The 24,258-nt window shown below is 74.5% G+C and carries 20 protein-coding genes; 13 read left to right on the top strand and 7 right to left on the bottom strand.

What is annotated here, in order from left to right; genetic code table 11:
- The first annotated feature begins 17 nt into the window (after positions 1–17).
- The 4 genes from ACZ5GT_RS06015 to ACZ5GT_RS06030 are packed head-to-tail and all read left to right on the top strand — an operon-like array spanning position 18 to position 4,679.
- Positions 18–1,202, top strand: coding sequence for an acyl-CoA dehydrogenase family protein (locus tag ACZ5GT_RS06015; protein WP_469014996.1), 1,185 nt, complete (start codon positions 18–20; stop codon positions 1,200–1,202).
- Complete coding sequence (locus ACZ5GT_RS06020; RefSeq protein ID WP_469015000.1) at positions 1,199–2,287, top strand: HAD-IIIC family phosphatase; 1,089 nt, start codon at positions 1,199–1,201, stop codon at positions 2,285–2,287. The genes ACZ5GT_RS06015 and ACZ5GT_RS06020 overlap by 4 nt, the downstream gene beginning before the upstream one ends.
- Positions 2,284–3,108: a thioesterase II family protein gene (locus ACZ5GT_RS06025; protein WP_469015004.1), complete on the top strand. Its 825-nt coding sequence runs from the start codon at positions 2,284–2,286 to the stop codon at positions 3,106–3,108. The genes ACZ5GT_RS06020 and ACZ5GT_RS06025 overlap by 4 nt, the downstream gene beginning before the upstream one ends.
- The gene (locus ACZ5GT_RS06030) at positions 3,105–4,679 is read left to right on the top strand and encodes an AMP-binding protein (RefSeq protein ID WP_469015007.1); all 1,575 of its coding nucleotides are present in this window, start codon (positions 3,105–3,107) and stop codon (positions 4,677–4,679) included. The genes ACZ5GT_RS06025 and ACZ5GT_RS06030 overlap by 4 nt, the downstream gene beginning before the upstream one ends.
- Positions 4,680–4,791: 112 nt before the next feature.
- Here the strand turns inward: ACZ5GT_RS06030 and ACZ5GT_RS06035 are convergent, their stop codons facing one another.
- The 6 genes from ACZ5GT_RS06035 to ACZ5GT_RS06060 form a co-directional block, all read right to left on the bottom strand.
- A complete protein-coding gene (locus ACZ5GT_RS06035) occupies positions 4,792–5,550 on the bottom strand; it encodes an ABC transporter permease (protein WP_469015011.1) in 759 nt (252 codons plus the stop codon).
- On the bottom strand, positions 5,540–6,469 hold the full coding sequence (locus tag ACZ5GT_RS06040) for an ABC transporter ATP-binding protein (RefSeq protein ID WP_469015016.1): 930 nt from the start codon (positions 6,467–6,469) through the stop codon (positions 5,540–5,542). The genes ACZ5GT_RS06035 and ACZ5GT_RS06040 overlap by 11 nt, the downstream gene beginning before the upstream one ends.
- Positions 6,470–6,786: 317 nt before the next feature.
- Positions 6,787–8,130 carry a pyridoxal-dependent decarboxylase, exosortase A system-associated gene (locus ACZ5GT_RS06045; protein WP_469015019.1) on the bottom strand — a complete coding sequence of 448 codons (1,344 nt, stop codon included), beginning with the start codon at positions 8,128–8,130 and terminating at the stop codon, positions 6,787–6,789.
- Positions 8,127–9,857, bottom strand: coding sequence for an acyl-CoA ligase (AMP-forming), exosortase A system-associated (locus tag ACZ5GT_RS06050; protein WP_469015022.1), 1,731 nt, complete (start codon positions 9,855–9,857; stop codon positions 8,127–8,129). The genes ACZ5GT_RS06045 and ACZ5GT_RS06050 overlap by 4 nt, the downstream gene beginning before the upstream one ends.
- Positions 9,850–10,119: a phosphopantetheine-binding protein gene (locus ACZ5GT_RS06055; RefSeq protein WP_469015028.1), complete on the bottom strand. Its 270-nt coding sequence runs from the start codon at positions 10,117–10,119 to the stop codon at positions 9,850–9,852. Before ACZ5GT_RS06055 ends, ACZ5GT_RS06050 begins: the two co-directional genes overlap by 8 nt.
- Positions 10,120–10,217: 98 nt before the next feature.
- Positions 10,218–13,682, bottom strand: coding sequence for a condensation domain-containing protein (locus ACZ5GT_RS06060; protein WP_469015034.1), 3,465 nt, complete (start codon positions 13,680–13,682; stop codon positions 10,218–10,220).
- Between the two features lie 116 nt (positions 13,683–13,798).
- Here ACZ5GT_RS06060 and ACZ5GT_RS06065 point away from each other — a divergent pair, with 116 nt between their 5' ends.
- The 9 genes from ACZ5GT_RS06065 to ACZ5GT_RS06105 all read left to right on the top strand — a co-directional run bounded on the left by ACZ5GT_RS06065 (position 13,799) and on the right by ACZ5GT_RS06105 (position 22,855).
- Entirely contained in the window at positions 13,799–14,167 is a 369-nt protein-coding gene (locus tag ACZ5GT_RS06065; protein WP_469015039.1) for a hypothetical protein, read from the top strand.
- Positions 14,168–14,307: 140 nt separating this feature from the next.
- On the top strand, positions 14,308–14,574 hold the full coding sequence (locus tag ACZ5GT_RS06070) for an acyl carrier protein (protein WP_451817398.1): 267 nt from the start codon (positions 14,308–14,310) through the stop codon (positions 14,572–14,574).
- Positions 14,575–14,633: 59 nt separating this feature from the next.
- Positions 14,634–15,296: an acyl-CoA dehydrogenase family protein gene (locus ACZ5GT_RS06075; RefSeq protein ID WP_469015049.1), complete on the top strand. Its 663-nt coding sequence runs from the start codon at positions 14,634–14,636 to the stop codon at positions 15,294–15,296.
- Positions 15,290–16,432, top strand: coding sequence for an acyl-CoA dehydrogenase family protein (locus tag ACZ5GT_RS06080; RefSeq protein ID WP_469015052.1), 1,143 nt, complete (start codon positions 15,290–15,292; stop codon positions 16,430–16,432). Before ACZ5GT_RS06075 ends, ACZ5GT_RS06080 begins: the two co-directional genes overlap by 7 nt.
- Positions 16,429–16,956 carry a hypothetical protein gene (locus ACZ5GT_RS06085; RefSeq protein WP_469015059.1) on the top strand — a complete coding sequence of 176 codons (528 nt, stop codon included), beginning with the start codon at positions 16,429–16,431 and terminating at the stop codon, positions 16,954–16,956. The genes ACZ5GT_RS06080 and ACZ5GT_RS06085 overlap by 4 nt, the downstream gene beginning before the upstream one ends.
- A complete protein-coding gene (locus ACZ5GT_RS06090) occupies positions 16,953–18,083 on the top strand; it encodes a GNAT family N-acetyltransferase (RefSeq protein ID WP_469015061.1) in 1,131 nt (376 codons plus the stop codon). The genes ACZ5GT_RS06085 and ACZ5GT_RS06090 overlap by 4 nt, the downstream gene beginning before the upstream one ends.
- A gap of 4 nt (positions 18,084–18,087) precedes the next feature.
- Positions 18,088–18,666 carry a GNAT family N-acetyltransferase gene (locus ACZ5GT_RS06095; protein ID WP_469015065.1) on the top strand — a complete coding sequence of 193 codons (579 nt, stop codon included), beginning with the start codon at positions 18,088–18,090 and terminating at the stop codon, positions 18,664–18,666.
- A 26-nt stretch (positions 18,667–18,692) separates the two neighbouring features.
- Positions 18,693–22,115, top strand: a complete 3,423-nt coding sequence (locus tag ACZ5GT_RS06100; RefSeq protein WP_469015070.1) for a S41 family peptidase — start codon at positions 18,693–18,695, stop codon at positions 22,113–22,115.
- Positions 22,112–22,855 carry a 4'-phosphopantetheinyl transferase family protein gene (locus ACZ5GT_RS06105; protein WP_469015075.1) on the top strand — a complete coding sequence of 248 codons (744 nt, stop codon included), beginning with the start codon at positions 22,112–22,114 and terminating at the stop codon, positions 22,853–22,855. Before ACZ5GT_RS06100 ends, ACZ5GT_RS06105 begins: the two co-directional genes overlap by 4 nt.
- 32 nt (positions 22,856–22,887) lie before the next feature.
- On the opposite strand, the gene xynC is transcribed toward ACZ5GT_RS06105, so the two are convergent.
- Positions 22,888–24,213: a glucuronoarabinoxylan endo-1,4-beta-xylanase XynC gene (gene xynC, locus ACZ5GT_RS06110; RefSeq protein WP_469015079.1), complete on the bottom strand. Its 1,326-nt coding sequence runs from the start codon at positions 24,211–24,213 to the stop codon at positions 22,888–22,890.
- Between the last annotated feature and the right edge of the window lie 45 nt (positions 24,214–24,258).

Below are 24,258 nucleotides of genomic sequence, written 5' to 3' on the forward strand. Positions count from 1 at the left end.
AACCGAGGAGGATCAGCATGACGACCACGGTCGCGTCGCCGCCCGCAGGCGGCACGCGGACCGGTGGCCCGGCGGTCGGCCGGGCTTCGGTACGCGCGTTCGTCGACGAGTTCGTCGCCCCGTACGCCGACGAGTGGGACCGGGCCGGCCGGGTGCCCGGGGAGCTCCTGGAGCGCCTCGGCGCGCTGGGCCTGTGGGCCCCGTTCCTGCCCCGGCACCTGGGCGGCCAGGGCCTCGACCTGGTGACCCTGGGCGAGGTGCACGAGGAGGTCGGCCGCGGCTGCTCCTCGGTCCGCTCCCTGCTCACCGTGCACACCATGCTGTCGTGGGCGCTGCTGCGCTGGGGCTCGCCCGAACAGGTGGAGCGGTGGGCGCCCTCGCTCGCCGACGGCAGCGTGCGCGGGGTGTTCTGCCTGTCCGAACCGGGCGCGGGCAGCGACGCGGCCGGCATCACCACCTCCGCCGTCCCGCACCGGGGCGGCTGGCTCCTCAACGGCCGCAAGAAGTGGACCACCGGCGGGCAGATCGCCGGACTGTTCCTGGTGTTCGCCCACACCGGGACCTCGATCGTGGCGCTCCTCGTCCCCAGGGACACCCCCGGGGTGCGCGTCACGCCGATCGACGAGATCTTCGGCACCCGGGCCTCCCTGCTCGCCGAGATCGACTTCGACAACGTGGAGCTGGGGCCGGACGCGCTGCTCGGCCCGAGCTCCTTCGCCTCCGGCATGGTGCTCAGCGGCACCCTCGACCTGGGCCGGTACAGCGTGGCCTGCGGCTCGGTCGGCATCGTCCAGGCCTGCCTGGACGCCAGCGCCGACTACGCCGGCCGGCGCACGGTGGGCGGCACCGCGCTGCGCGAACTGCCGCTGATCCGCGCCAAGCTCAGCGACATGGTGACCGACGCACGGGCGGCCCGGCTGCTGTGCCGTCAGGCCGGCGAACTCAAGGACGCCGGGGACCCGTCGACCATCATGGCCACCTGGGTGGCGAAGTACTTCGCGTCGACCGCCGCCGCCCGGCACTCCACCGAGGCGGTGCAGATCCACGGCGCCAACGGCATGACCCCCGACTACCCGGTGGCCCGTCTGATGCGGGACGCCAAGGTCACCGAGATCATCGAGGGCAGCACCGAGATCCAGCGGCTGACCATCGCCGACGAGGCGTTCCGCGACCGGACGCCGGGAACAGGAGGAACGCTGTGACCACAGCGATACAGCCGCCGCCCGCCGAGCAGGCGGAGGACCCGTACCGCAAGCCGGTGCTCGGCCGGATCAAGTGCGTGGTGTGGGACCTCGACAACACCCTGTGGGACGGGGTGCTGCTGGAGGACGGCGCCGTCACCGTGCGACCCGGCGTGGTGGAACACATCCGCCGGCTGGACGCGCTGGGCGTCCTGCACTCCGTGGCCAGCAAGAACGACCACGACACCGCCATGGCCAAGCTCCGCGAACTGGGCCTGGAGGAGATGTTCCTGTGCCCGCGGATCGGCTGGAACCCCAAGTCCGAGTCGGTGAAGAGCATCGCCGCCCGGCTCAACCTCGGCCTGGACGCGTTCGCCTTCGTCGACGACCAGGACTTCGAGCTGGCCGAGATGGAGTTCTCGCTGCCCGAGGTGACCCGGATCAACGCCGCGGACATCGACACCGAGCTGCTGCGCGACGAGTTCCGGCCCCGGTTCGTGTCCGACGAGTCCGCGCACCGCCGCGAGATGTACCGCAGCCAGCTCGCCAGGGACGAGGTGGCGAGCGAGTTCACCGGCACCAGCGAGGAGTTCCTGGCGAGCCTGGACATGGCCTTCACCATCGCACCGGCCGCCCGGGAGGACCTCCAGCGGGCCGAGGAGCTCACCGTCCGCACCAACCAGCTCAACGCCACCGGCCGCACCTACTCCTACGACGAGCTGGACGAGCTGCGTGAGTCCCCCGACCACCTGCTGCTGGTCGCCGAACTCACCGACCGCTTCGGCTCCTACGGCAAGATCGGCCTGGCCCTGGTGGAGAAGGGCGCGCCGGACTGGCGGCTGCGGATGCTGCTGATGTCCTGCCGGGTGATGTCCCGCGGCGTCGGCTCGGTGCTGCTCGGCCATCTGATGCGCCTGGCCCGGGACGCCGGGGCCGGCCTGACCGCCGACTTCGTGGAGACCGGCCGGAACCGGATGATGCAGATCACCTACGCGTTCGCCGGGTTCCGCGAGGTGAGCCGCCAGGGCGACCGGGTGGTGCTGGCCGCCGACCTGAGCCGGACGCAGGACGCCCCCGGCTACGTACGGCTGGAGGTCAGGCCGTGAGCACGGTCGCCGCGCCCGCCGAGGCGTCCCGCGCGGGGAGGCCGGGCGGCGCCTGGTTCCCCTTCGCCGAGCATCCGGGCTGCGACGGCCCGCTGCTGTACTGCCTGCCGCACGCGGGGGGTTCCGCCTCCGCCTTCCGGTCCTGGTTCGGCCGGATCGGGCCCGCCTCCGTCCGGCCGGTCCAACTGCCCGGCCGCGAGACGCGGTTGCGTGAGATCCCGTACGAGGCCATGGACCTGCTGGTGCCCGACCTCGCGGAGGCCGTCCTGGCCGACCTGGCCGCCCTGTCCGCGGGCCGGCCGGGCCGCCCGTACGCCGTGTACGGGCACAGTCTGGGCGCGACGATCGCCTTCGAACTGGTCCGGGAGATCCGCCGCAGGCGGGGGCCGGACCCGGTCCACCTGATCGTGTCGGGCTCCCTGGCCCCCCAGGGCGGCTGGGCCGCCGAGGGCGGGGACGACCCGCGGATGACGGGGGCGAGCGACGACGAGGTGGTCGCGCTGCTGCGGCGCATCGGCGGAACCCCGGAGTGGATGCTCACCGACCCGTCGGTCCTGCGGCTCATCCTGCCGCCGTTCCGCGCGGACTTCACCGTCAAGGAGTCGTACCGGTACCGTGCCGAGCCGCCGCTGACCGTGCCCGTCACCGCGCTGGCCGCCGACGGCGACCCCCGCGGGCTGCCCTCCGGCATGGCCGACTGGCAGCGGGAGACGACCGGTCCGTCGGCCCTGCACACCCTGTCCGGCGGGCACTTCGCGGTGCTCGAGCAGGCGGAGGTCACCCACCGGCACATCGCGCGCGCCCTGCGGAGCGTCGCATGACCGCCCTGCGCACCGTCCCGCCCGGCCCGGCGGCGCAGGCCGCCCCGGCCACCCCAGCCACCCCGGCCGACCGGGCCGACCGGGCCGACCGGGCCGACCGGGCCGGGTCGGCCGACGGGACGCTGAGCGGCTGGTTCCTGCGGGGGCTGGCCCTCGGTCCGGGCGCCGAGGCGCTCCGGGCCGGGGCGGACCGGGTGACGTACGGCGAGCTGCACGAGCGGGCGCTCGCCCTGGCCGGTGCCGTCACGGCGGCCGTGCCGGGCGGGCGTCCCCGCCGGGTCGGGCTGCTGGCCGCCCGGTCCGTGACGGCGTACGCGGGCCATCTCGCCGCCGGTTACGCGGGGGCGGCCGTCGTCCCCCTCAACCCCGCCTTCCCCGCGGAGCGCACCGCCCACATGATCACCGCGGCCGGGGTGGACGTGCTGATCGTGGCGGCGGAGGGCGAGGGCGTGCTGCCCGCCCTCGCCGGGGTGCTGGACGGCGTCCCGGTGGTGCGGCGGCCGTCGCCGCACGCGCCGCCGGCCGAGCGGCGCCCGGCGGACCCCGACGACGTGGCGTACATCCTGTTCACCTCGGGCTCGACGGGCCGCCCCAAGGGCGTGCCGGTGCTGCACCGCAACGTGGACGCCTATCTGCGGTTCGTCCACGACCGCTACCGCTTCCGCCCGGGCGACGTCTTCTCGCAGACCTTCGACCTCACCTTCGACCTGTCGGTGTTCGACCTGTACGGCGCCTGGGGGGCCGGCGGCACCCTGGTGAGCGTGCCCCCGACGGCGTACGCGTCGCTGGAGCGGTTCGTCGCCGACCACGGCATCACGGTGTGGTTCTCCGCGCCCAGCCTGATCTCCCAGCTGTGCCGCAGGCCGCGCGGACTGGCGGCGGACTCGATGCCCTCGCTGCGCTGGAGCCTGTTCTGCGGGGAGCCGCTGCTGGCCCACGACGCCGTGTGCTGGCAGAGCGCCGCGCCCGCGTCCACGGTGGAGAACCTGTACGGCCCCACCGAGCTCACCATCTCCTGCACCGTCCACCGCTGGGACCCGGTGCGCTCGCCCGGCCGCTGCGTCAACGGCATGGTGCCCATCGGCACGTTCCACCCGGGTCTGCGGTACCTGGTCCACGACGGTGAACTCTGCGTGAGCGGCGACCAGATGTTCCCCGGGTACCTGGACCCGTCGGACGACGAGGGCCGGTTCCTGGACGTCGGCGGCGCCCGCTGGTACCGCACCGGGGACCTGGTGCGGGAACGGGACGACGGTGAGCTGGCCTGCCTCGGACGGCTCGACCAGCAGGTGCAGATCCACGGCATACGGGTCGAACTCGCCGAGGTCGAGTGCGCGTTGCGGCGGGTGGACGGGGTCCGCGACGCGGTCGTGGTGGCCGCGGACGGCGAACTCACCGCCTACCTGCTGGGCACGGCCCGTCCGCCGGCCGAACTGGCCCGGGCGCTCGCCGAGTTCCTGCCCCGCCCGCTGGTGCCGCGCCGCTTCGTGCACCTGGACGCGTACCCGCTGAACGCCAACCGCAAGGTCGACCGCAAGGAGCTGACCGCCCGCGCGGCCCGGCACGCGTGAGGCCCGTTCCGCCCCCGCTGTCGGGGCGGAACGGGCCCAGGCCCTGTCGTACGGACCGTCCCGGCGTCACGGGACCCGGCCGGGGCACCGGCCCCGGGCCACCGGTCCCCGGTCACAGCAGGTGGCTGCGGCCCCACCCGCGGGAGAGCCGGTAGGCGGCGAGCACGCCGAAGACCAGGGCGATGGCCAGACACACCAGGACCGGCCGGACCATTCCCGCGGCGTCCCCGGACAGCGCGGCGCGCAGCAGGGACATCGCCCAGTAGCCGGGCGAGAACGGCGCGACATGCTGGGCCCAGCCCGGCATCAGGTCCACCGGCACCAGCGCCCCGCCGAGCGCGCTGATGGAGATGGCCCCCAGGTCGGTGACCATGCCCAGGTCGCTGCGGCTGCGGGCCACGGTGGCCAGGAACGCCCCCATGGACAGCAGGGCGAGCCCCCACACGGCGATGGCCAGCCCCACCCAGCCGAGCACGGACACGGGCAGGTCCAGCCCGAGCACCAGCGAGCCGTACGCCATCAGCACGCACTGCTGGACCATCAGCACCACGAAGCCGGGCACCAGCTTGCCGAGCAGCAGTTCGGCCCGGCCGGCCCGGGTGCTGCGGAGCCGGTCCCAGGTGCGCCACTCCCGCTCGACCATGATCGAGTTGCCGACGACGGCCAGCGCGAACACCGAGAACATCACCAGCGGGCCGGTGACCGCCTGCACGGTCCCGCTGTCCAGGGCCTCCATGTACAGGGGCCGGAGGACGAGCATCAGCACCATGGGGATCGCCACGTAGCTGATCAGCTGTCCGGGGTCGCGCAACCGCAGGACGAGGTTGTGCCGGACGAGCAGCCCGGTGCGCAGCAGGGTGTCAGTCGCCATCGAGCACCGCCAGGGATCGGTAGAGGTCGTCGAGATCAGGTTTGTGGACGTCGACCGACGCCACCGTCCGGCCGGCCCCGGCGAGCATCTCGACCAGGGTGCCCGTCGGGTCGTCGGTGGAGCGCCGGTCCTCGGTTCCGTCCTCGAAGGTGAGCCGCACCTCGCCCGGCAGGCCGGTGAGCAGTTCGGCGGCGGTGCCGCGGGCGACCACGCGACCGCGCTTGGCCACCGCCAAGGTGGCTTCCAGCTCGGTCAGTTCGGCGAGGTAGTGGGTGGTGTAGACGACGGCCGCGCCGTCGGCGGCCCGGCGGCGGACGGTGTCCAGGAGCGCCTGGCGGGTCTCCGGGTCGGCGCCCGCGGTGGGTTCGTCGAGCAGCAGCAGGGCGGGCCGGTGGATCAGGGCGGTGCCGGCCTGGGCGCGGCGCTGCTGGCCGCCGGAGAGGAATCCGGCGGGCCGGTCGAGGAACTCGGTGAGCCGCAGGTCGGCGGCGACCTCGTCGATCGCGTCGCGCAGCGCGCCGCGGCGCAGCCCGGAGAGGCCGCCGAACAGCTTGAGGTGCTCGCGGACCGTGAACGACGGGTAGAGCGCGAGGTGTTGGGGGGAGACGCCGACCAGGTGGCGGCCGGTGTGCGGGTCGTGGCCGGCGACGCTCACGGTGCCGCCGTCGGCGCGGATCAGCCCGGAGACGACCTCCACGAAGGTGGTCTTGCCGGCTCCGTTGTGGCCGACCAGGCCGACGATCTCGCCCGGGGCGACGCTCAGCGAGAAGCCGCCGAGGGCCTCGACGTCGCCGTAACGCTTCGTCAGCCCGTCGACCCTGAGCACGGGTTCGGCGGACCGCTTCCCGGGCGGCCGCTCACTGCCGGGGGCTGGGGTGTCGCGTCGCGTGGGCGGTGAGGGGGACGCTGGGATCTTCATTCGCGCTCCTGTGTGAATGCCCCGCGGTGACACGGGGTGGTGTACCTCCCTCCCCCACGCTGCGCGCGGGGGTGCCCCGGGTCGGGGGCGGAACGGACCGGACCGTCACCGCCGGCGCGCCGGCGGTCCGTGGCCGGGTGGCGACCGGCGCCCGGCACGCCGCTCGCCGGTACGACCCTGTGCCGTGGCGGGCACGGTCCACCCACGATCGGGCGAAACGTTGCCCGTCACGGCACCGGGTCGTCAAGACACGGCCGAGGGGCCGCCGTTCGGATCGTCGCGGGCGTCGCGGGCGGCCGGGCCTCCCGTGACAGGCCCTAGACCAGCAGTTCACGGGGTGCGGGGTGGCCGAGGAACGCGGCCGGGCTGGCGGTCAGCCCGTACGCGCCCGCCTGGAACACCGCGATCAGGTCGCCCGGTTCGGCCCGGGGCAGCGACACCGCCTTGCCGAGCAGGTCCAGGGGTGTGCACAGGCAGCCGACGACATCGACGACCTCCTCCCCGTCCGGTCCGGCGCCGGCCCGGCTCGCGAGCGCGATGGGGTAGTTGCGGCGCAACGCCCGGCCCAGGTTGCCGGTGGCGGCGAGCTGGTGGTGCAGGCCGCCGTCGACGACCAGGTAGACGGTCCCCCGGGACTCCTTGCGGTCGACCACCCGGGTCAGGTAGACGCCTGCCTCGCCGACCAGGTACCGGCCGAGTTCGATCACCGGTCGGGCCAGCGGCAGCCGGTCCCGGACCACGGTGTCCAGCAGTTCGGCCAGGTTCTCCCCGATGGGACGGAGGTCCAGCGGCCGGTCCCTGGCGCTGTACGGGATGCCGAACCCACCCCCGAGATTCAGGTACCGCACCGGGGCCGGGGCGTGCCCGGCCAGCTCGGCCAGCAGCTCCACCGTGGCCCGCTGCGCCGCGCGGATGCTGTCGGCGTCGAGGTTCTGCGACCCGGCGAAGACGTGGAACCCCTCGAACCCGACCCCGGTGCGGCCCAGTTGGGCGAGGAGCGCCGGCGCTTGCTCGGCGTCCACGCCGAACTGCTGCGGCCCGCCGCCCATCTTCATGCCCGAACCCCGCACCGCGAAGGGCGGGTTGACGCGGAGCGCGGCCCTGGGGCGGACCCCGAGTTCCTCTCCGGCCTTCGCCAGCCTGGCGAGTTCGGTGGCGGATTCGAGTTCGACGAGGACTCCGGCGGCGACCGCCTGCCGCAGTTCCGCGGCCGTCTTGCCGGGCCCGGCGAACGCGATCCGGGCCGGTGGCACCCCGGTGTCCAGTGCCGCGAGCATCTCCCCCGCCGACGCCACGTCGAGGCCGTCGACCAGGGTGCTCAGGCAGTGCAGCACGGCGGGCATCGGGTTGGCCTTCACCGCGTAGCTCAGCTCCACCGCGCCGGGCAGCGCGGCACGCACCTCGGCGACCCGGGCGGCGATCAGGGCCCGGTCGTAGGCGAAGAACGGCGTGCCGCCGGCCCGCTCGGCGAGCAGCCGGGCCGGGATCCCCCCGACGGTCAGCTCGCCGTCCGCCACCCCGTGCAGGGCGGGCCCGTACGGCGCGGCGGCGACGGCCTGCTCGTCGACGGCGACACCCCGCTCGGCGAGGGCGACACCCCGCTCGTCCACGGCGACACCCCGCTCGTCGACGGCGACTCCGCGCTCGTCGACGGCGCTCATGAGCCGGCCTCCGCGAGCCGCCGCAGCTCGACCCGGTCGAACTTGCCGTTCACCGAACGGGGCAGCACGTCCAGCACCATGATGCGGCGCGGCAGCATGTACGCCGGCAGGTCCCGGGCCATGGCCTGGCGGAGCCGTCCGGTGTCGCACGGGCCGCACACCACCAGCACCACGTGCTGGCCGAGTTGCTCGTCCGCCGCGCCGAACGCCACCGCCTCGGTGACCAGTCCGGTGGCGTAGGCAGCCTCCTCGATCTCGGTGGGGCTGATCCGGTAACCGGACGATTTGATCATCTCGTCGGCGCGGGCCACGAAGTAGAGGAAGCCCTCCTCGTCCCGCTGGACGGTGTCCCCGGACCAGACGGCGAGTTCCTGCCGCACCCCGGGCACGCCGCCGGGCAGGGGCCGGAACCGCTGGGCGGTGGTCTCGGGGTTGTTCCAGTAGCCGAGGGCCACCAGCGCGCCCCGGTGGACCAGTTCGCCCGGCTCGCCCGGCTCGCAGGGGGTGCCGTCCGGCCGGACCACCAGCACCTCGGCGTTGGGGATGGCCTTGCCGATGGAGTCGGGCCGCCGGTCGACCTCGTCGGGGTCGAGGTAGGTGGAGCGGAACGCCTCGGTCAGCCCGTACATCAGGAACGGGCGGGCCTGCGGGAAGTGGCCGCGCAGCCGGGTGAGGGTGGCGCCCGGCATCCGCCCGCCGGTGTTGGCGAAGTAGCGCAGCCGCCGGGTGGCCTCCGGCGGCCATTCCAGCGCCGCGAGCTGCATCCACAGGGGAGGCACGCAGGTCAGCCCGGTGACGCCGTGGCGGGCGCAGAGCCGCATCACCTCGCGGGGCAGCAGGTAGTTGGTGAGCACCAGGTGGGCGCCGCGGGCCAGTGCGGTGGTGAGCTGGCTGAAGCCCGCGTCGAAGCTCAGCGGCAGCACGCCGAGCAGGACGTCGTCCTCGGTGTGGTCGAGGTAGGTCGCCACGCTCTCCGCCCCGGCCAGCAGGTTGCGGTGGGTGAGCACCACGCCCTTGGGCCCGCCGGTGCTGCCGGAGGTGTAGAAGACGGCGGCGACGTCCGCGTCGATCACCGTGTCCGCGCCGGGCACCGGCAGCGCGTCCGGTTCGCCCAGCCGGGTCCAGGAGGTGATCTCCCAGCGGTCGTCGACCGGCGGCACCGCGGCGGTCTCGCCGATCACCACGAGGTGCCGCACCGAGGTGTTCGGCGTCAGCGCGCCGCGCACGGTCTCCATCCGTTCGGCGGTGGTGACCAGGGCGACCGGCGTGCAGTCCTCGGTCAGCCCGGCCAGATGGCGGGCCTTGAACAGGGGGTTGACCGGTACGAAGACCCCGCCGGCCGCGGCGACGGCCAGCACGGCCACCACGGTCTCGACGCGCTTCTCGGCGTACACCGCGACGCGGTCACCCCGCCGCACACCCAGCCGGTACAGGCCGTACGCCGCCGCCGCTACCTGCTCGGCGAGCTCGCGGTAGGTGAGGGTGCGCTCCTTGAACGTCAGCGCCGGACGGTCGGGGTCGCCGCGGCCGACCAGGTGGTCGAGGCGCAGCAGCGTCCTGGTCACGCCGGTCGTCCCGGGCGCGCGGGGCACCCCGGCCGCGCCGGTCGTCCCGGTCGCGGCGGTCGTCCGGTGAGCCGCCCGTCCGTACGGCAGGCGCGCGGTCTGTTCGGGAGGGAACCCGTCCATGACGGCCTCGGCCTCGGCCTCGGTCAGCCGCTCACTCATGGCCGACGGGCTCCGCCGGCACGAACTCGGCCACGGCCCGCCACAGGGAACCCACGGTGGCGAACGTCTCCTCGGTGAGCGCCTCGTCGGGCAGTTCCGCCCCGAAGGTGTCCTCCAGCTCCGCGAGGAGCTGGACCACCCCCATGGAGTCCAGGCCCAGTGCCGCAAGGTCGTCCGCGGGGGCGAGTTCACTCGCCTCGGCATAGGGCAGGTGGCGCAGCAGCGCTTCCTGGAAAGTGCGCGGGATCTGCAGATCGGCCATGGTGGTCGGTCCCCACTCTCTTCTTCCGCCGGAGTACGTGTGTTCTGCGTGTGTGCGCGAACGCGACCACTCGACCACCGGCCGCTCTCGTCCCGCCATCAGCCCACTGCCACTCGGCCCAGTCGCCGCCCTGACCAGCGCGTACCCCACGGGTGAGGTGACGGCGCGGGCGGTCCGACGGTGAAGGAACAGCGAAGCAGCAGGGAAACGGCATCCGAACGGGGGCCGGACGGAGCCGACGACAGGGGGACGGCGTCAGGGTGATGGCGCGTATGTCCACGATGCGCAGCAAGCGTGGCGGCCGGTTTCGGCCAGTCGACCGGACGACACGGTTCGCATTCTTGACAGTGGGAGGTCTCTGCATGATCACGGGGATCACGACCAAAAGCCCCACCGCAGAAGGTCTGTTGGGCGCCGCGGCGGCGCCCGGGGTGGCCTCGCCGACGGAACCGACGGGCCGCGACAGCGTGGTCGCGGTCTACCAGTACGCAACGCACCACGGGTCGTTGACGCCCACGGCGCTGGACCGGGTGGCCACCGAGCTGGGCCTGTCGGCCGGCGAGGTGTTCGCCGCGGCCGCTCGCCTCGTAGAGCTGCGCATGCTGCGCACCGAGGAGGGCGCGGACGGCATCCTGGTACCACTCGACCCGCAGACGGCCGCGACGCTGCTGGTGTCGCCGATGGAACGGGCGATCCTCCAGCAACGGGACCGGGCCGACCAGTTGCGGGCCCGCATCGACTCCATCGCGGGCGGATCGGGACCGATTTCCGGCCCTCTGGGGGTGATCGACCGGGCGGAGGGCGAACCGGAGGTCCGGGGGCTGCTCCGGCTCGCCGCCGCCGACTGCCGGCAGGAGGCGGTGGCCCTCTGGCCCGGCGTCGACGGCGTCTTCGAGGCCTGCTGCGACGCCCTGGGCTCCGGGGTCGCGCTGCGGGTCCTGGTCCCGCACCGCGAGCGCGCCGACTTCGCTTCCCGGGCCCGGGCCACCGAGCTGGTGGCCCGGGGGGTGGAGCTGCGCACCATACGCGCGGTTCCCCAGGCGGCGGTGGTCTTCGACCGGGTGGTGGGCGTCGTGGTCGCACCGGGCGACGGTGTGCTGCCGCCGACCGCGCGGCCGGTGCGGGACGAGACCACGGTGCACTGTCTGGTCGAGATGTTCGACCTGCTCTGGGAGTCGGCCAGCCCCTTCGAACCGCACGAACCGGGCTACGCGGAGGACGTGGTGGACGACTTCCAGCGCTCCATCGCCCAGCTGATGTCCCAGGGGCTCACCGACGAGGCGGTGGCCCGCAGGCTCGGCATGTCCGTACGGACCTGCCGTCGTCACATCGCCGCCCTGATGCACAGCCTCGGCTCGGTCAGCCGTTTCCAGGCCGGCGTCCGCCTGGCGCGGTGCCTGGCCGTCGACGCGGCGGCCTGACGCCCGGCCCCGGCCGCCTGCCGGCCTCCTGCCCCGCCCGGGCAGGAGGCCGGCAGGCGTGGTGCAGCCGTCCTCCGGCCGCACGCCGCCCGGCCGCACGCCCTTCGGTCGCACGTCACCTGGCCCCGATCCGGATCCCGCTCCGACTCCCGCTCCCGCGGGGGCCGTCGTGCCGGTGTGCGCGGCCGACGCCGTGTCCCGGGTGCCGTCCACGGGAACCAGGTGGCGGGCGAGTCCCTCCAGCGGGCGGATGCCGAAAAGGGCGTCCAGGCCGAGTCCCGTCCAGCCGCGGCGGCGCAGTTCGGCCACCACGAGCGGTCCGCGCAGGAGACGTCCGCCGACGGCCGTGTACGGCAGGCCGAGGTCGACCTCCGCCACCTCGTTCACCTCTCCGACCACGGCGGCCAGCACGGCCTCCGCCTCGGCCCCGGCGTCCGCCCTGGTGTCCGCCCCGCTGCCGGCACCGGCATCGGCCCCGGCTCGGGTGCCCGGCTCCCGCGTCCAGCGGGCCGCGCCCGCCGTCTCCCGTACGGTGATCCGGAAGCGGTCGGGGCAGCACGCCCCCGGCTCGGTGTGCACGACGTTCATGACGTGGCGCCGCAGTTCCCGCTCCGTCACCGGTCGCGCCGTCTCGACATCGGCGATCAGCCGCCCTTCCGCGGCCTCCGCCTCGTCCACCCGGGCCCGGAGCACCGCCGGGTGTCCGGCCAGCACCCGCTCGACCGCGTCCAGGCCGACCGGGTCCCCGCCCGACCGGCCGGTGCGCCGTGCCTCCGGCGGGGCGTACCCGAACAGTGCCGCGGCCTCGCTCAGCCGCAGGTCGGCGGCCGGGTCGTGGTGCGCCTCCAGCAGCCGGACATAGCCGTGCAGGAAGGCCTCGACGCCGGCCTCGTCCATCACCTCGGCCAGCGCGCTCAGGCTGAGGCGCACCCCGTCGCCCAGTTCCAGCACGGTGAAATAGGAGTCGGTGCCGGACCGCGCCCAGTCGGCGGGCTCCGGTCCGCGGAGGAACCGGTCGCGACGGCCGCCGCAGCGCTGCTCGGGCCTGCTGAGGAAGTTGACCTCGGAGGTCACCCGCAGCGGCTGCCCACGACGGTGGCCCTCTTGTGCCACCAGCTCGGCCAGCTCGTCCCAGGGCGTGTGGGCATGGTCCTGAGCGCTGGTCAGCGCCTCGGCGACACGCGCCGCCACCTCGCTGAACGCGGGGTCGCCGGACAGGTCGACGCCGACCAGGGCGGGGCTGAACATGCAGGTCATCACGTTCATCAGGGAGCCCTCCCGGTGACTGGCCAGCCACCGGTGGGCCACGCCGGGCTGCCCGGTGTACGCCGCGCAGGCGACCGCGTAGGCGGCCAGGTGCACGGCGGCCGGCCACAGCCGCAGCCGGGCCGCGAGCTGCCGCACGGTGCCCAGCAGGGCGGGCGCGGTGAGGGTGGCGGCGTGCGCGGCCGGGGCCGCCGCGCCGGTGGGGACGCGCCGGCGGGTGCCGAACATGTCGCCGGGCAGCCGCCGTACCGTCTCCCGCCAGTACGCCGTCGTCCGTTCCCGTTCGGCGGGGGCGGTGGCGGCCTCGGCGGCGGCGAGACCGACGGGCTGGTGGGCGACCGGCGGGAGCTGGGCGCGCCGTCCCCGGGAGAGCGCGCCGACCACTTCGGCGAACTCCCCGCGGAACCTGCTCAGCGACCAGTCGTCGCAGCTCATGTGGTGGAGCACCAGCACCACCCGGGCGGGCATGCCGCCGGTGGTCACCACGCAGACCCGGATGGGCCAGTCGCGGGCCAGATCGAACTCGGTCCCGGTCATCTCGGCGATCACTTCGGCCGGCCCGGGGGTGCCGTCGGCCTCCGAGGTGACGGTCCGCAGCCGCAACGGCCGCGGCGGGTGCACCACTTGGCGGGGCCAGGGCCGGGCCTCGGCGTCGATCACGGTGCGCAGTCCCTCGTGCCGGCGTACCAGGAAGTCCACCGCCGTACGCACCACGGCCAGCGGAACTCCCGCGGGGACCGGGCTGTTGACCACGACATGGGCGTCGTGCCGGGTGCCGGGCGGCACCTGCTGGTACCTGAGCCAGTGGTACCGCTGTCCCCAGCACAGCTCCTCGCCCCGCGCCCCGGCCCCGCTCGCGGCCCTGCTCGCATTCATCCGCCGCCTCCTCCTCCAGCGTTCTTCCAGTCTTCCGGCCGTCCGGTCTTCCGGTCGTCGCCGCTTTCGAACCTTTCCAGAATCCCCGCTCCGAGGAAGAAGCACAGAATTTCCCGATGGCCAATCACGGACGGCAACTTGCTGTCATCGAAAACGATCCGGGGCCGGGTCCGAAAGTGTTGACGGCGCCGATCGGCATGCCGGATTGTCGTCCTCGCCGGACGAATTCGTCGCCCGGCGGACGTCCACATTCCTGGGCGTCTCCCTCATGGGAAGGTGTGATCAATATGGCGAAGGCTGCTGTGAAGGCCGCGTCGAAGGCTGCCTCGAAGGCCGCCAGCAAGGCCGCTTCCAAGGCCGCCTCGAAGGCTGCCTCCAAGGCCGCCTCCAAGGCTGCGTCGAAGGCCGCGTCGAAGGCGGCCTCCAAGGCTGCGTCGAAGGCCGCCTCCAAGGCCGCCAGCAAGGCCGCGTCGAAGGCCGCCTGAACGACGAAGTACCGCCCGGCTCGCAGTTGATGCCGAGAGCCGGCCCGCGGACGCCGACCCGCCACGAACGGTTCGGCGGCCGCGGGCCACGGCGTACCCTTCCACGGCTTTCGCACCGCCCTTCAGGAAAGGAACTTCCGATGGATCGCGCCGAGATCATCGAGCACCTTCGCCAGTCCCTCACCGTTATTCTCGGCCGTCCGCTCCCGGAATTCGACGAGGAAACCAGGATTCTCGAGGACCTGGAAATGGACTCCATGCGCTTCGTGGAGTTGCTCATGAGCCTCGAGGACACTCTCGGCCTGGAGGCGGATCCGGAAACCCTCGACCCGGAGGTTTTCCAGTCCGCCGGAGCCTTCGCCGCCTACATCAAGGACCGACTGGACTTCGCCCGCGCCGCGGGATGACGACACCACGACACCTGTCCCCGGCATCCGGACCCCGTAGCGACCACAGGACGACCGATATGAGCGAGACGATCACGGCATGTGAGGCCGCGGCCTACGACGGCGGTCCGGCCCGGGGCCTGGCGCTTGCCCTGGCCGCCGCCGAAGCGGGCCCGCCCCCGGGCGGCGTCGGCGCGCTGCCCGCCGGCGACGTGCCCCCGGACGCCGAGGTGGTGCCCCACCGGCTGGCGGCCCTGGAGGGCGTCAGCTTCGTCCGCCTGCCCGGGGCCGGGCAGGCGCCGCGGCCCACGGACGACCCCCGCCTCTGGACGCTGGCAGCGCACCTGGCGGCCTCCCGGGCGGGAGTGGCCCGCAGGCTGCTGGACGACGCGGTCGCCCACCTCTCCCGGCGCTCGGCGGGCGGCGAACTCCTCAGCCAGAAGCAGCTCGTGCGCGGTGTCGTCGCCGACGTGCACACCGAGCTGGAGGCCGTGATGCGGCTGCTGCGCGTGGCCGGGGACCTCCCGGCCGCCGTGATCGACGCCCACGACCGGCTCACCGCCCTCGACTGGGAGGCGGCCAAGCTGCTCGGCGCGGCCGGCTTCCTCGCCGACGGCCCGGCCCGCGCCGGGTACGTGGCCTGGCTCATCGCGGAGAGCTGGCTCGACCGGAACCACACCGACGGCCGGAACCACGCCGACGACCGGAACCACACCGCTGCGAAGGAGCCGGCGCCGTGCTGAACCTGTCCGACACCCCGCTGCGGGACCTGCGCGACGTCTGCCGCGAGGCCGGCCGCGAACTGCGCCGGTACGCCCTGGCGGTGGACGACGACCCCGGCGGCTCCACCGCCTACCTGGACTCCGCGGTCCTGGCCCTGATGCGGGCGGCGACCACGCCGAAGGAGTTCCGCACCCCGGACATGCCGGACGACCGTGGGTTCGCCGACGGCTGTCTGTCCCGGGTCGTCGCCGGGGTGGAGATCGCCCGCGGGGACGCGGGCGTCGTCGCGGCCAACACGGGGGCCTCGCTGGCCGGGGCGGCCGTCGACACCCTCGGGGACGACACCCAGCGCGAGCTGTTCTACTCGGCCATCGCGGACGGCCGTTCCTGGACGTGCTTCGGCATGACCGAGCCCGGCCACGGCAGCGACGCCACCGCCATGGAGACCCGCCTCGACGCCCTGCCCGACCCGGCCGACGGCTACCTGCTGACCGGCGCGAAACGCTACGTCGGAAACGCCTCCCGGGCCTCGGTCGGCGTGGTCTTCGGCCGCACCGGACGCAGCCCGCTGTCCATCAGGGGAGCCCTGATCCCGCTGCCCGCCGCCGGGTTCACCGCCGAGCCGCTCGACATGATCGGCCTGCGCGGGGCGCGGATCTGCCGACTCGACCTCGACGGCGTGCACGTGCCGCGCGAGATGCTGCTCGGCGCGCACCTGCCCGCCTCCCGGCGCGGCCTGTGGGGCATCGGCCGCACCTTCAACGCGATGCGGCTGCAGGTCGCCGCCCTCGCCCTGGGCACCGCCCTGGGCACCCGCGACTACGTGGTCGAGCAGCGCCCTCGCTGGCAGGGCCACGAGACGGTCTCCGCCCGCCTCGACGCCGCCCGCCGGTTGCTCTACGACGCCGCCTCCGCCGTGGACCACGACCCCGACACGCGCCGGCCGCCGTCCGCCGCCAAGCTCCACGTCACGGACCTGGCCGTGCGCACATCCCACTGGGCCGCCCGCGCCCTGGGGCCCGGCGCGCTCCTGGAGCACCCGCTGCTGGAGAAGTGGTGCCGGGACGTGCGCGCCTTCGAGTTCATGGACGGCACCAGCAACATGCAGCGCCTCCACATCACCAGCGACATCGCCTCCCGGAGGGCCACACCATGACCGTCACCGCCGAACCGGCCGTGCGGCCGGACCCGCAGGCGCCGCCGCCGGCCTGGTCCGCGCGGCCGGTGACCGAGGCCGACCACGCCGCCGTCCTGGACCTCTTCACCGAGCCCGGCTTCCGCTTCCGTACCGCGCGGTCCGACGTCCTCGCCGAGTGGCAGGTCCTCTCCCTCCTCGACGACGCCCGTCTGCTGCTCGCCGACAGCGTGCCCGCCGGGCTCTACGCCGTCGAGAACTCCGGCGGCGACCACGCCTGCCACCTGGTGCTCCAACTCCGCCTCAGCGCACGGCTGCCGCTCGCCGTCTGGGCGTCCGCGTACCACGAGGTGATCCGCGGCCTGCGCCACCACCGGGAGCTGGTCCGGCTCGCGGTGCTGGTGTCCGACGACGACGAACGCGGTCTGACCGCCGCCCGGCTGGCCGGCCTCACCGAGGAGGGCGTCCTGCCCGGCATGACGGCCGGCGACGGCCGCCGCCACGGGCAGGTCTTCTTCTCCCGCATCTGGGAGCCCGTGTCGTGACCACCATGACCACCGCGGCCACCGCGACCGCTGCGACCACCGCGCCCGCTGCCGTCTCAGCGACCGCCGTCCTGCGGCTGCGCGGATACCGCTCGGCCGACCTGCCCCTGCTCTCCGGCGGCTGGCTGCCCGGCGAGCTCCTCGGCCTGCCCGACCCCGCCCGGCCGCCGCTGGCCGACCCGTCGTCCGTGCCCGCCCCGTCGTCCGACCGCCCCGACGAGGAGCTGTACGTCGTGGACGGCGTGGGCTTCGTCCGGTTCACCGAGCTGAACTGGGTGCACCGCCGGGCCAGGCTCGAAACCGGGCTGCTGCGCGAGGCGTCGCATCTCGCGGGCCCGCTCCTCGAAGCGGCCCTCGCCCACGCCTTCTCCTGGCTCAACCTGCGCCGCGTGTACGGCTGGTACACCCCGGCCGGGCCCGACGGCGCGCCGTCGCTCCGCGCGGCCGGGCTGGTCCCGGAGGCCGAGATCCCGCAGGGGCTCTGGCTCGACGGCCGGCCGGTGAGCCGCCGGCTCTGGGGGGTGTCCCGCCACGAGGCCGCGACCACCGCGGCCACCGCGGCCACGACCACCGCAGCCGCGGCCGACGACGGGACCGTCTCGGCCGGCGACGCGACCACGGTGACCGGCAAGGCCACCACGGTGACCGGCGACGTGGCCGCCGGGACGACGAACGTCCCCGCCGCGCTGGAGCAGTTGTCCCCCGATGCCGGGGCGCGGCTGCTGGGTGAGGCTGCCCGGGACGCCGTGCGCGGCTTCCTCGACCTGGACCCGGTCACCCAGAACACCGCGCTGCTCGCCCGTGAGATCACCCGCCGGGACCTGACGGTGCTGCGCCACGGCGAGACGCTGCTCGGCTACGCCGTGAACCCGGTGCAGCCCCGCCAGGCGAGCGTGGCCACCACCTCGGCCGATCCGGCGGCGCTCCGAGCCCTGCTGTCCTACCTGCGCACCTACCGCCGGTGCACCTCCTTCACCGCCGAGACCCGCGCCGGTTCGCCGGTCCTCCCCGCGCTGGAGGCCTGCGGATTCACCCGGGCGGGTGTGCTGCCCGGCCACCTCTTCCTCACCCGCCGCCACCACGACGTCCTCGTGCACCACCTCACCCGCACCGCGCTGGAGGGATGACCCCATGGCGCTCGTCACCGTCCGCCACTTCACCGAGGCGGACATCCCGCTGCGCACCGCACTGCTGCGCGAGTCCCGGTTCCAGGCCAACCTCACCGACTTCGCCGTCAGCAGCTCCGACGACGCCCTGACGAAGCGACAGCACCTCGCCATCACCGAACAGCAGGCCGACTGGCGGTTCTTCACGATGTGCGGGCGGGGCGGGGAACCGATCGGCTTCGCCTGGATCACCTCCATCGACTGGCGGAGCCAGACCTGCGAACTGTCCTTCGGCGTACTGCCCAGCCACCGGGGCCCGTTCGGCGCGGCGGCGGTGGCCGCCGCCCACACCCATGTGCGGGAGGAGCTGAACATGCGGGTGGTGATCAGCCAGGTCCTCGAGCACAACACCATGCTGGTGGCGGCCCGGGAACTGGCGGAGCAGCGGCAGGTCCGCTGCGCCTACGACTCGTACACGGTCGGCGAGTGGCGGACCGCCTGCTACTGGACCGAGGACGAGGAGGACGTGCGGCAGCGCGCCGAGGAGGCCGCGCGCCGCCGGCGGGAGATCGCCGACCGCATCCGGAGCCGGACCGCCCCGTGACCTCACCCGCCGTGCCCCAACCCGCCGTGACCTCGAACGCCGCGCCCCCGTCCACCGTGACCTCACCCGCCACCACCCCGCCCACCACGGCCTCACCCACCGTGACCTCACCCGCCGCGGATCCGCCCGCCGCGCCCCCGGCCGACGTGGTGCCGGCCGGCGGGTCCGGCTATCTGCGGCAGCCCACTCTCGCGGGCGACCTGGTGGTCTTCGTCTGCGAGGACGACCTTTGGTCGGTGCCCGCCGACGGGGGCGTCGCCCGTCGGCTCACCGCGGGCGGGGCCGGGCCGTGTTCGGGGCCGCGGCTGTCCCCCGACGGACGGCTGGTCGCGTTCACCGCGGCCCCCGAGGGCACGCCGGAGGTGTGTGTGATCCCCGTCGGCGGCGGCCCGGTCCGCCGGCTCACCGGCCAGGCCGGCGACTGCCTGGTCCTCGGCTGGCAGCCGCGCACCGGCGACGTGGTCTACGCGACGACCGCCGGACTGCCCACCGGTTTCGGCCGCCGGCTGTTCGCGGTCGCCCCCGGCGGCGGCCCGCCGCGCCTGCTGGAGGCCGGCCCGGCGGCCTCGGTCGCCTACGGCCCGGACGGCGGGCTGGTGATCGGCCGTTCCCTCGCCGACCCGGCCCGCCGCAAGCGGTACCGGGGCGGCGCGGCGGGCGAACTGTGGGTGGACGCCGACGGGTCCGGCTCCTTCCGCCGTCTCGAACTCCCGCCGGGCAACCCGGCGTTCCCGTGCTGGGCCGGCGACCGGATCTACTTCGTCTCGGACCACGACGGCACCGGCAACGTCCACTCCTGCCGCCCGGACGGCTCCGGCCTGACCCGGCACACCCACCACACCGACTACTACGTCCGCGGGCTGACCACCGACGGAGAGCGGCTGGTCTACCACCACGGCGCGCGGCTGCGCCTGCTCGACCCGGCCTGCCCCGACGGCGGCGACCGTCCGATCCCGGTCACCGTCACCCCCTCCGGAGCGCAGCACCGGCGCCGGATCGTGTCCGCCGCCGGCGACCTCGAACACGCCCGGCTCTCCCCCGACGCGTCCCGTCTGGTCGTAGCCTCCCGGGGCAAGGTGTTCACCCTCGCCCCGTTCGACGGCCCGGTCCGCCGCCACGGCGCCCCGGACGGGGTGCGCTACCGGCTGCCGCAGTGGCTCGCCGACGGAACCCGCCTGGTCGCCGCGGCCGGGGACGACGCCCCCGGCGAGCGGCTCGTCCTGCTGCCCGCGGAGGGCGGGGCAGAGCTCGGCTCCGTGCCGCTGGGCGACATCGGCTACGTCACCGACCTGGCCGCCGCCCCCGTCGGCGGGCAGGTCGCGTTCGCCACCAACCGGCAGCAGTTGTGGAGCGTCGACACCGACGCGGCCCACCCGGAACCCCGCCTGCTGGACGGCAGCCCGTACGACAGGATCGAGGACCTGGCCTGGTCACCGGACGGCCGCTGGCTCGCGTACACCTTCCCGGGCACCCGGCGCACCACCGCCGTCAAGGTCGCCGAGCCCGGCACCGGCCGCACCGCGCGGCTCACCTCTCCGGTGCTGCGCGACTTCGCCCCCGCCTTCGACCCGCTGGGCCGCTACCTGTACTTCCTCGGCCAGCGCGACCTGCTGCCCGAGTACGACCAGGTCCAGTTCGACATCGGCTTCCCGCTCGGCGCCCGCCCCTACGCCGTCCTCCTCACCGCCGGCACGCCCCCGCCGTTCAGCGGCGCACCGGCCCCGGACGCCGACGCCGAGCAGCCGGTGCGGGTGCGCATCGACCTGGACGGGGCGGACGGCCGCGTCGTCGCGCTGCCGCTCCCGCACGGCCGGTACGCGGCGGTGCGCGGCCTGCCCGAGTCCGTGCTGGTGCTCGGCGTGCCGCTGGGCGGCCCGCCCGCCGACGGGCCCGAGGACCGCGGCCGTACCCGCGAGGGCACGGTGACCCTGGTCGAGCTGGCCACCGGGGAGACCATGGAGGACTACCTCTCCCCGGTCGACGAGACCGACACCGACCCCTCGGGCGCGTTCCTGCTGTACCGGCACGAGCACCGCGTCCGGATGGTGCCCGCCGGAGTGCCCAGGGCCGACGTCGAGGACTACGACGACGTCGTCTCCCCGCCCGGCCGCGAGACCGGCTGGATCGACCTGGCCCGGGTGACCGTGCCCTTCCGCCCGGCCGCCGAGTGGCGGCAGATGTACCGGGAGGCGTGGCGGCTGCAGAAGGAGGGCTTCTGGCACTCCGGGATGTCCGGTGTCGACTGGGAGGCGGTCCACGACCGCTACCTCCCGCTGCTCGAACGGGTCGCCACCCGGTCCGAACTGTCCGATCTGCTCTGGGAGTTGCAGGGCGAACTGGCCACCTCGCACGCCTATGAGCGCGGCGGCGACCACGTCCGGCCGCCCGGTCCCGGCGGGGGCCAGGGCCGCCTCGGCGTCGACTGGGAGCCCGCAACCGGACCCGGCGGCGGCTGGCGGATCGCCCGCGTGGTGCGCGGCGAGCCGTGGAACCCGGAGGCCACGTCCCCCTGCGGCCTGCCCGGCGTGGACATCCGCGCCGGCGACGAGGTCGTCGCCGTCGACGCCCGGCCCGTCGGCCCGCTCGGCCCCGACGAACTGCTCGCCGGACTGGCCGGCCGCGAGGTGGAGTTGACGGTGCTGCGCCCCGGCGCGGCCCCCCGGCGGGTCACCGTGCGCGCGGCCCGCGACGAGGGACGCGCCCGGTACGTGGAGTGGGTGGAGGCCAACCGCCGCTGGGTCGACGACGCCTCCGGCGGCCGGCTGGCCTACCTGCACATACCCGACATGTTCCATACGGGGTACGCCGACTTCGTCCGCCAGTTCCTCACCGGCCTCGACCACGAGGGGCTGATCGTGGACGTCCGCCACAACGGCGGGGGCAGCGCGTCCCCGATGATTCTGGACCGGCTCGCCCGCCGCCGCGCCGGGGTGGAGCACAGCCGCTGGAGCGGCGAGGTGCCGTACCCGCTGGAAGCGCCGCACGGCCCGATGGTGGCGCTGGTCAACGAGCAGACCGGCTCCGACGGGGAGATCTTCGGTCACATGTTCCGCGTCCGCGGCCTGGGGGCGCTGATCGGCACCCGCACCTGGGGAGGCACCATCGCCACCTGGCCCCGGCACCGTCTCGTCGACGGCACCCTCACCACCCAGCCGGAGTTCTGCTACCACCTCACCGGCGTCGGCACGGGCCTGGAGAACCGCGGTGTGGAGCCCGACGTCACCGTCGAGCTGCCGCCCGCCGGACCGGACCTCCCGCACCCCGACCCGCAGCTCGCCGCGGCGGTCGCCCACCTGCTCGGTTCCCTGCCGCCGCCGACCGCCCCGGCCCTCGCGCCCGCCCCGCACACCGAGCACGCGGACGGCCGCCCGGCCCCCACACCCGCCGAGCACGCGGACGGCCGCCAGGCTCCCGTGCCCGGCGCCCGCCACCTCCAGGAGGCGCCATGAGCTCCGGGCCCGCCCTCGCCGCCACCGCTCCGCCGGCCCGGCTCGCCCCGCCGGCCCCGGGCGTCTGCGACCTCTGGTTTCTGCCGGTCCGTCACCGTCCCGCCTGGGTACCGCTGTTGTCCCCCCGGGAGCGCGACCGTCTCACCCTGCTCGGCGCCACCCCCTCCGGCGCCTCGCTGGTGACCTCCCGCGCCGCGCAACGCCTCGTCGCCGCCCGCTACCTCGGCGTCCCCCCGGAGACCGTCCGCCCGGTGCGCGGCTGCGAGCGCTGCGACCACCCCTCGCACGGCCGGCCCCGTGTCCCCGGTGCTCCCTTCGACTACTCGGTCTCCCACTCCGAGGAGTGGCTCCTGATCGCCGTGGTCGGCTCGGGGCGGGTCGGCGCGGACCTGGACACCGTCGGCCCGCACCGCGACGTGGAGGGTCTCGCCCGTACCGCCCTCACCTCCGCCGAGCACCGCGCCCACCTCAGGCTCCCCGCCGAGGCCCGCCGGGGAGCCTTCCTCACCGCCTGGGCCCGCAAGGAAGCCGCCATCAAGCTCACCGGACACGGCCTCGCCGCCCCGCCCGTCCTGGTCGACGTCGCCGGCCCCCGGGCCACCGCGCCGCGCGTCCCCGACTGGCCCCGCTCCGCCCCCTGGCTGACCGACCTCCCGGCACCCCCCGGCCACGCCGCGGCCCTCGCCACCTCCGAGCCCCTGACCGCCCTCCGACACCGCCCGGAGGCCCTGGACCTCTGACGCGCCGGGGGGCCGGGGGTCGGGGGGCCGGATCAGCGGATAACGAACGTCATCGCGCTCCGAGCGGGAAGCGTGACGGTGAAGGAGCCGTTCGACACGCCGGTCGTGCCCTGCGACGCGACGTTCCTGCTCGCGTCGGTCAGCCAGGACGAGACGGTGGACGCGGTGCTGTTCGCCAGAGTGAACTGCTGACTCACCGCGGCGGTCGCCTTGTTGACGGCGACGACGACGGTGGAGCCGCCGCCCCGGTACGCCGAGACGTAGACGTTCGACGCCGGTTGCGCCGTCGCCTCGACCCGCACGTACCCGGGCCGCACGAACCTGGCGAAGTGCGCCATCATGGCGCCGCGCTTGCTGATGTTGCCGTCCTCGCGCATCGGGCCGTAACTGCGCCGGATGTACCACCAGATGTACGCCTGGAACCCGCCCTCCACCATGGCGCGGTGGAGGTGCTCCCCCACGTCGAGCGCCTGGGGCCAGAGGTCCGCCGAATCCGTGCTGTTGGGGTAGTAGACCTCCGTCATCCAGAGTTCCTTGCCCGCGCCCTTCTGCTGGAAGAGGGGGTAGGGGAAGTTCGCGTACGGCGTGCCGTAGAGATGGGTGCCGATCACGTCCACGTTGGCGAGCGCCGCCGGGTCGTTGAGGATCGGGTCGGTCGTGCTCCTGAGGTACTGGAAAGACTCCGGGGCGATGACCCTGGTGCCGATCGAGCCGGCGTTCTCCCGCAGGAACCGCAGCATCTCGGTGGAGGTCCACCAGGTCCAGTCATAGGCGTAGTCGGGCTCGTTCTGCACCGAAATGCCGTACAGATTCACCCCGTTGTTCCGCAGGTAGGTGGTGAAGTCATTGAGGTGCTGGGCGTAGGCGCCGTACATGTCGTACCTGAGACGTCGCGCGTTGGTCTGGCTGCCGCGGACGAAGGTCTCGACCATGGAGGCGGGGGGATTCCACGGCGACGCGATGACGCTCACCCCGAGTTCGGCCGCGCGCTTCGCCGTCGCCAGATCACGGCTCCAGGCCGCCTGGTCCTCGGGCACGGGAATCCTCAGCAGAGAGAACCCGAGCCGCCCGTCGCCGGTGCCGAACGCCGTGTCCCGCTGGGCCGCCGTCAGGTCGCCGGCCCAGGCCGCATGGCTCATGCCGCCGAAGCCCCGGATCGTCTGCCGGGTGGCCGACGGATCGACGACCGCCGCGGCGGCGGCCGTCACGGCCGCGGCACCGGAGGCCGCGGCACCGGAGGCCCCCGCGACCGACGCCGCGGCCGTGAGCACGGGCAGGGCCCCCATCGTCGCCAGGACGGTCCTCCGGCTCGGCGGTCTCCGCTCCCCGCTCACGGGCTCGTGCTGACTCTGGGTCATGTCGCCTCCTCTTGGCTGCCGGCCCGGCTACGGACCTATGGGAGC

Source organism: Streptomyces sp. NPDC031340 (assembly GCF_055569945.1).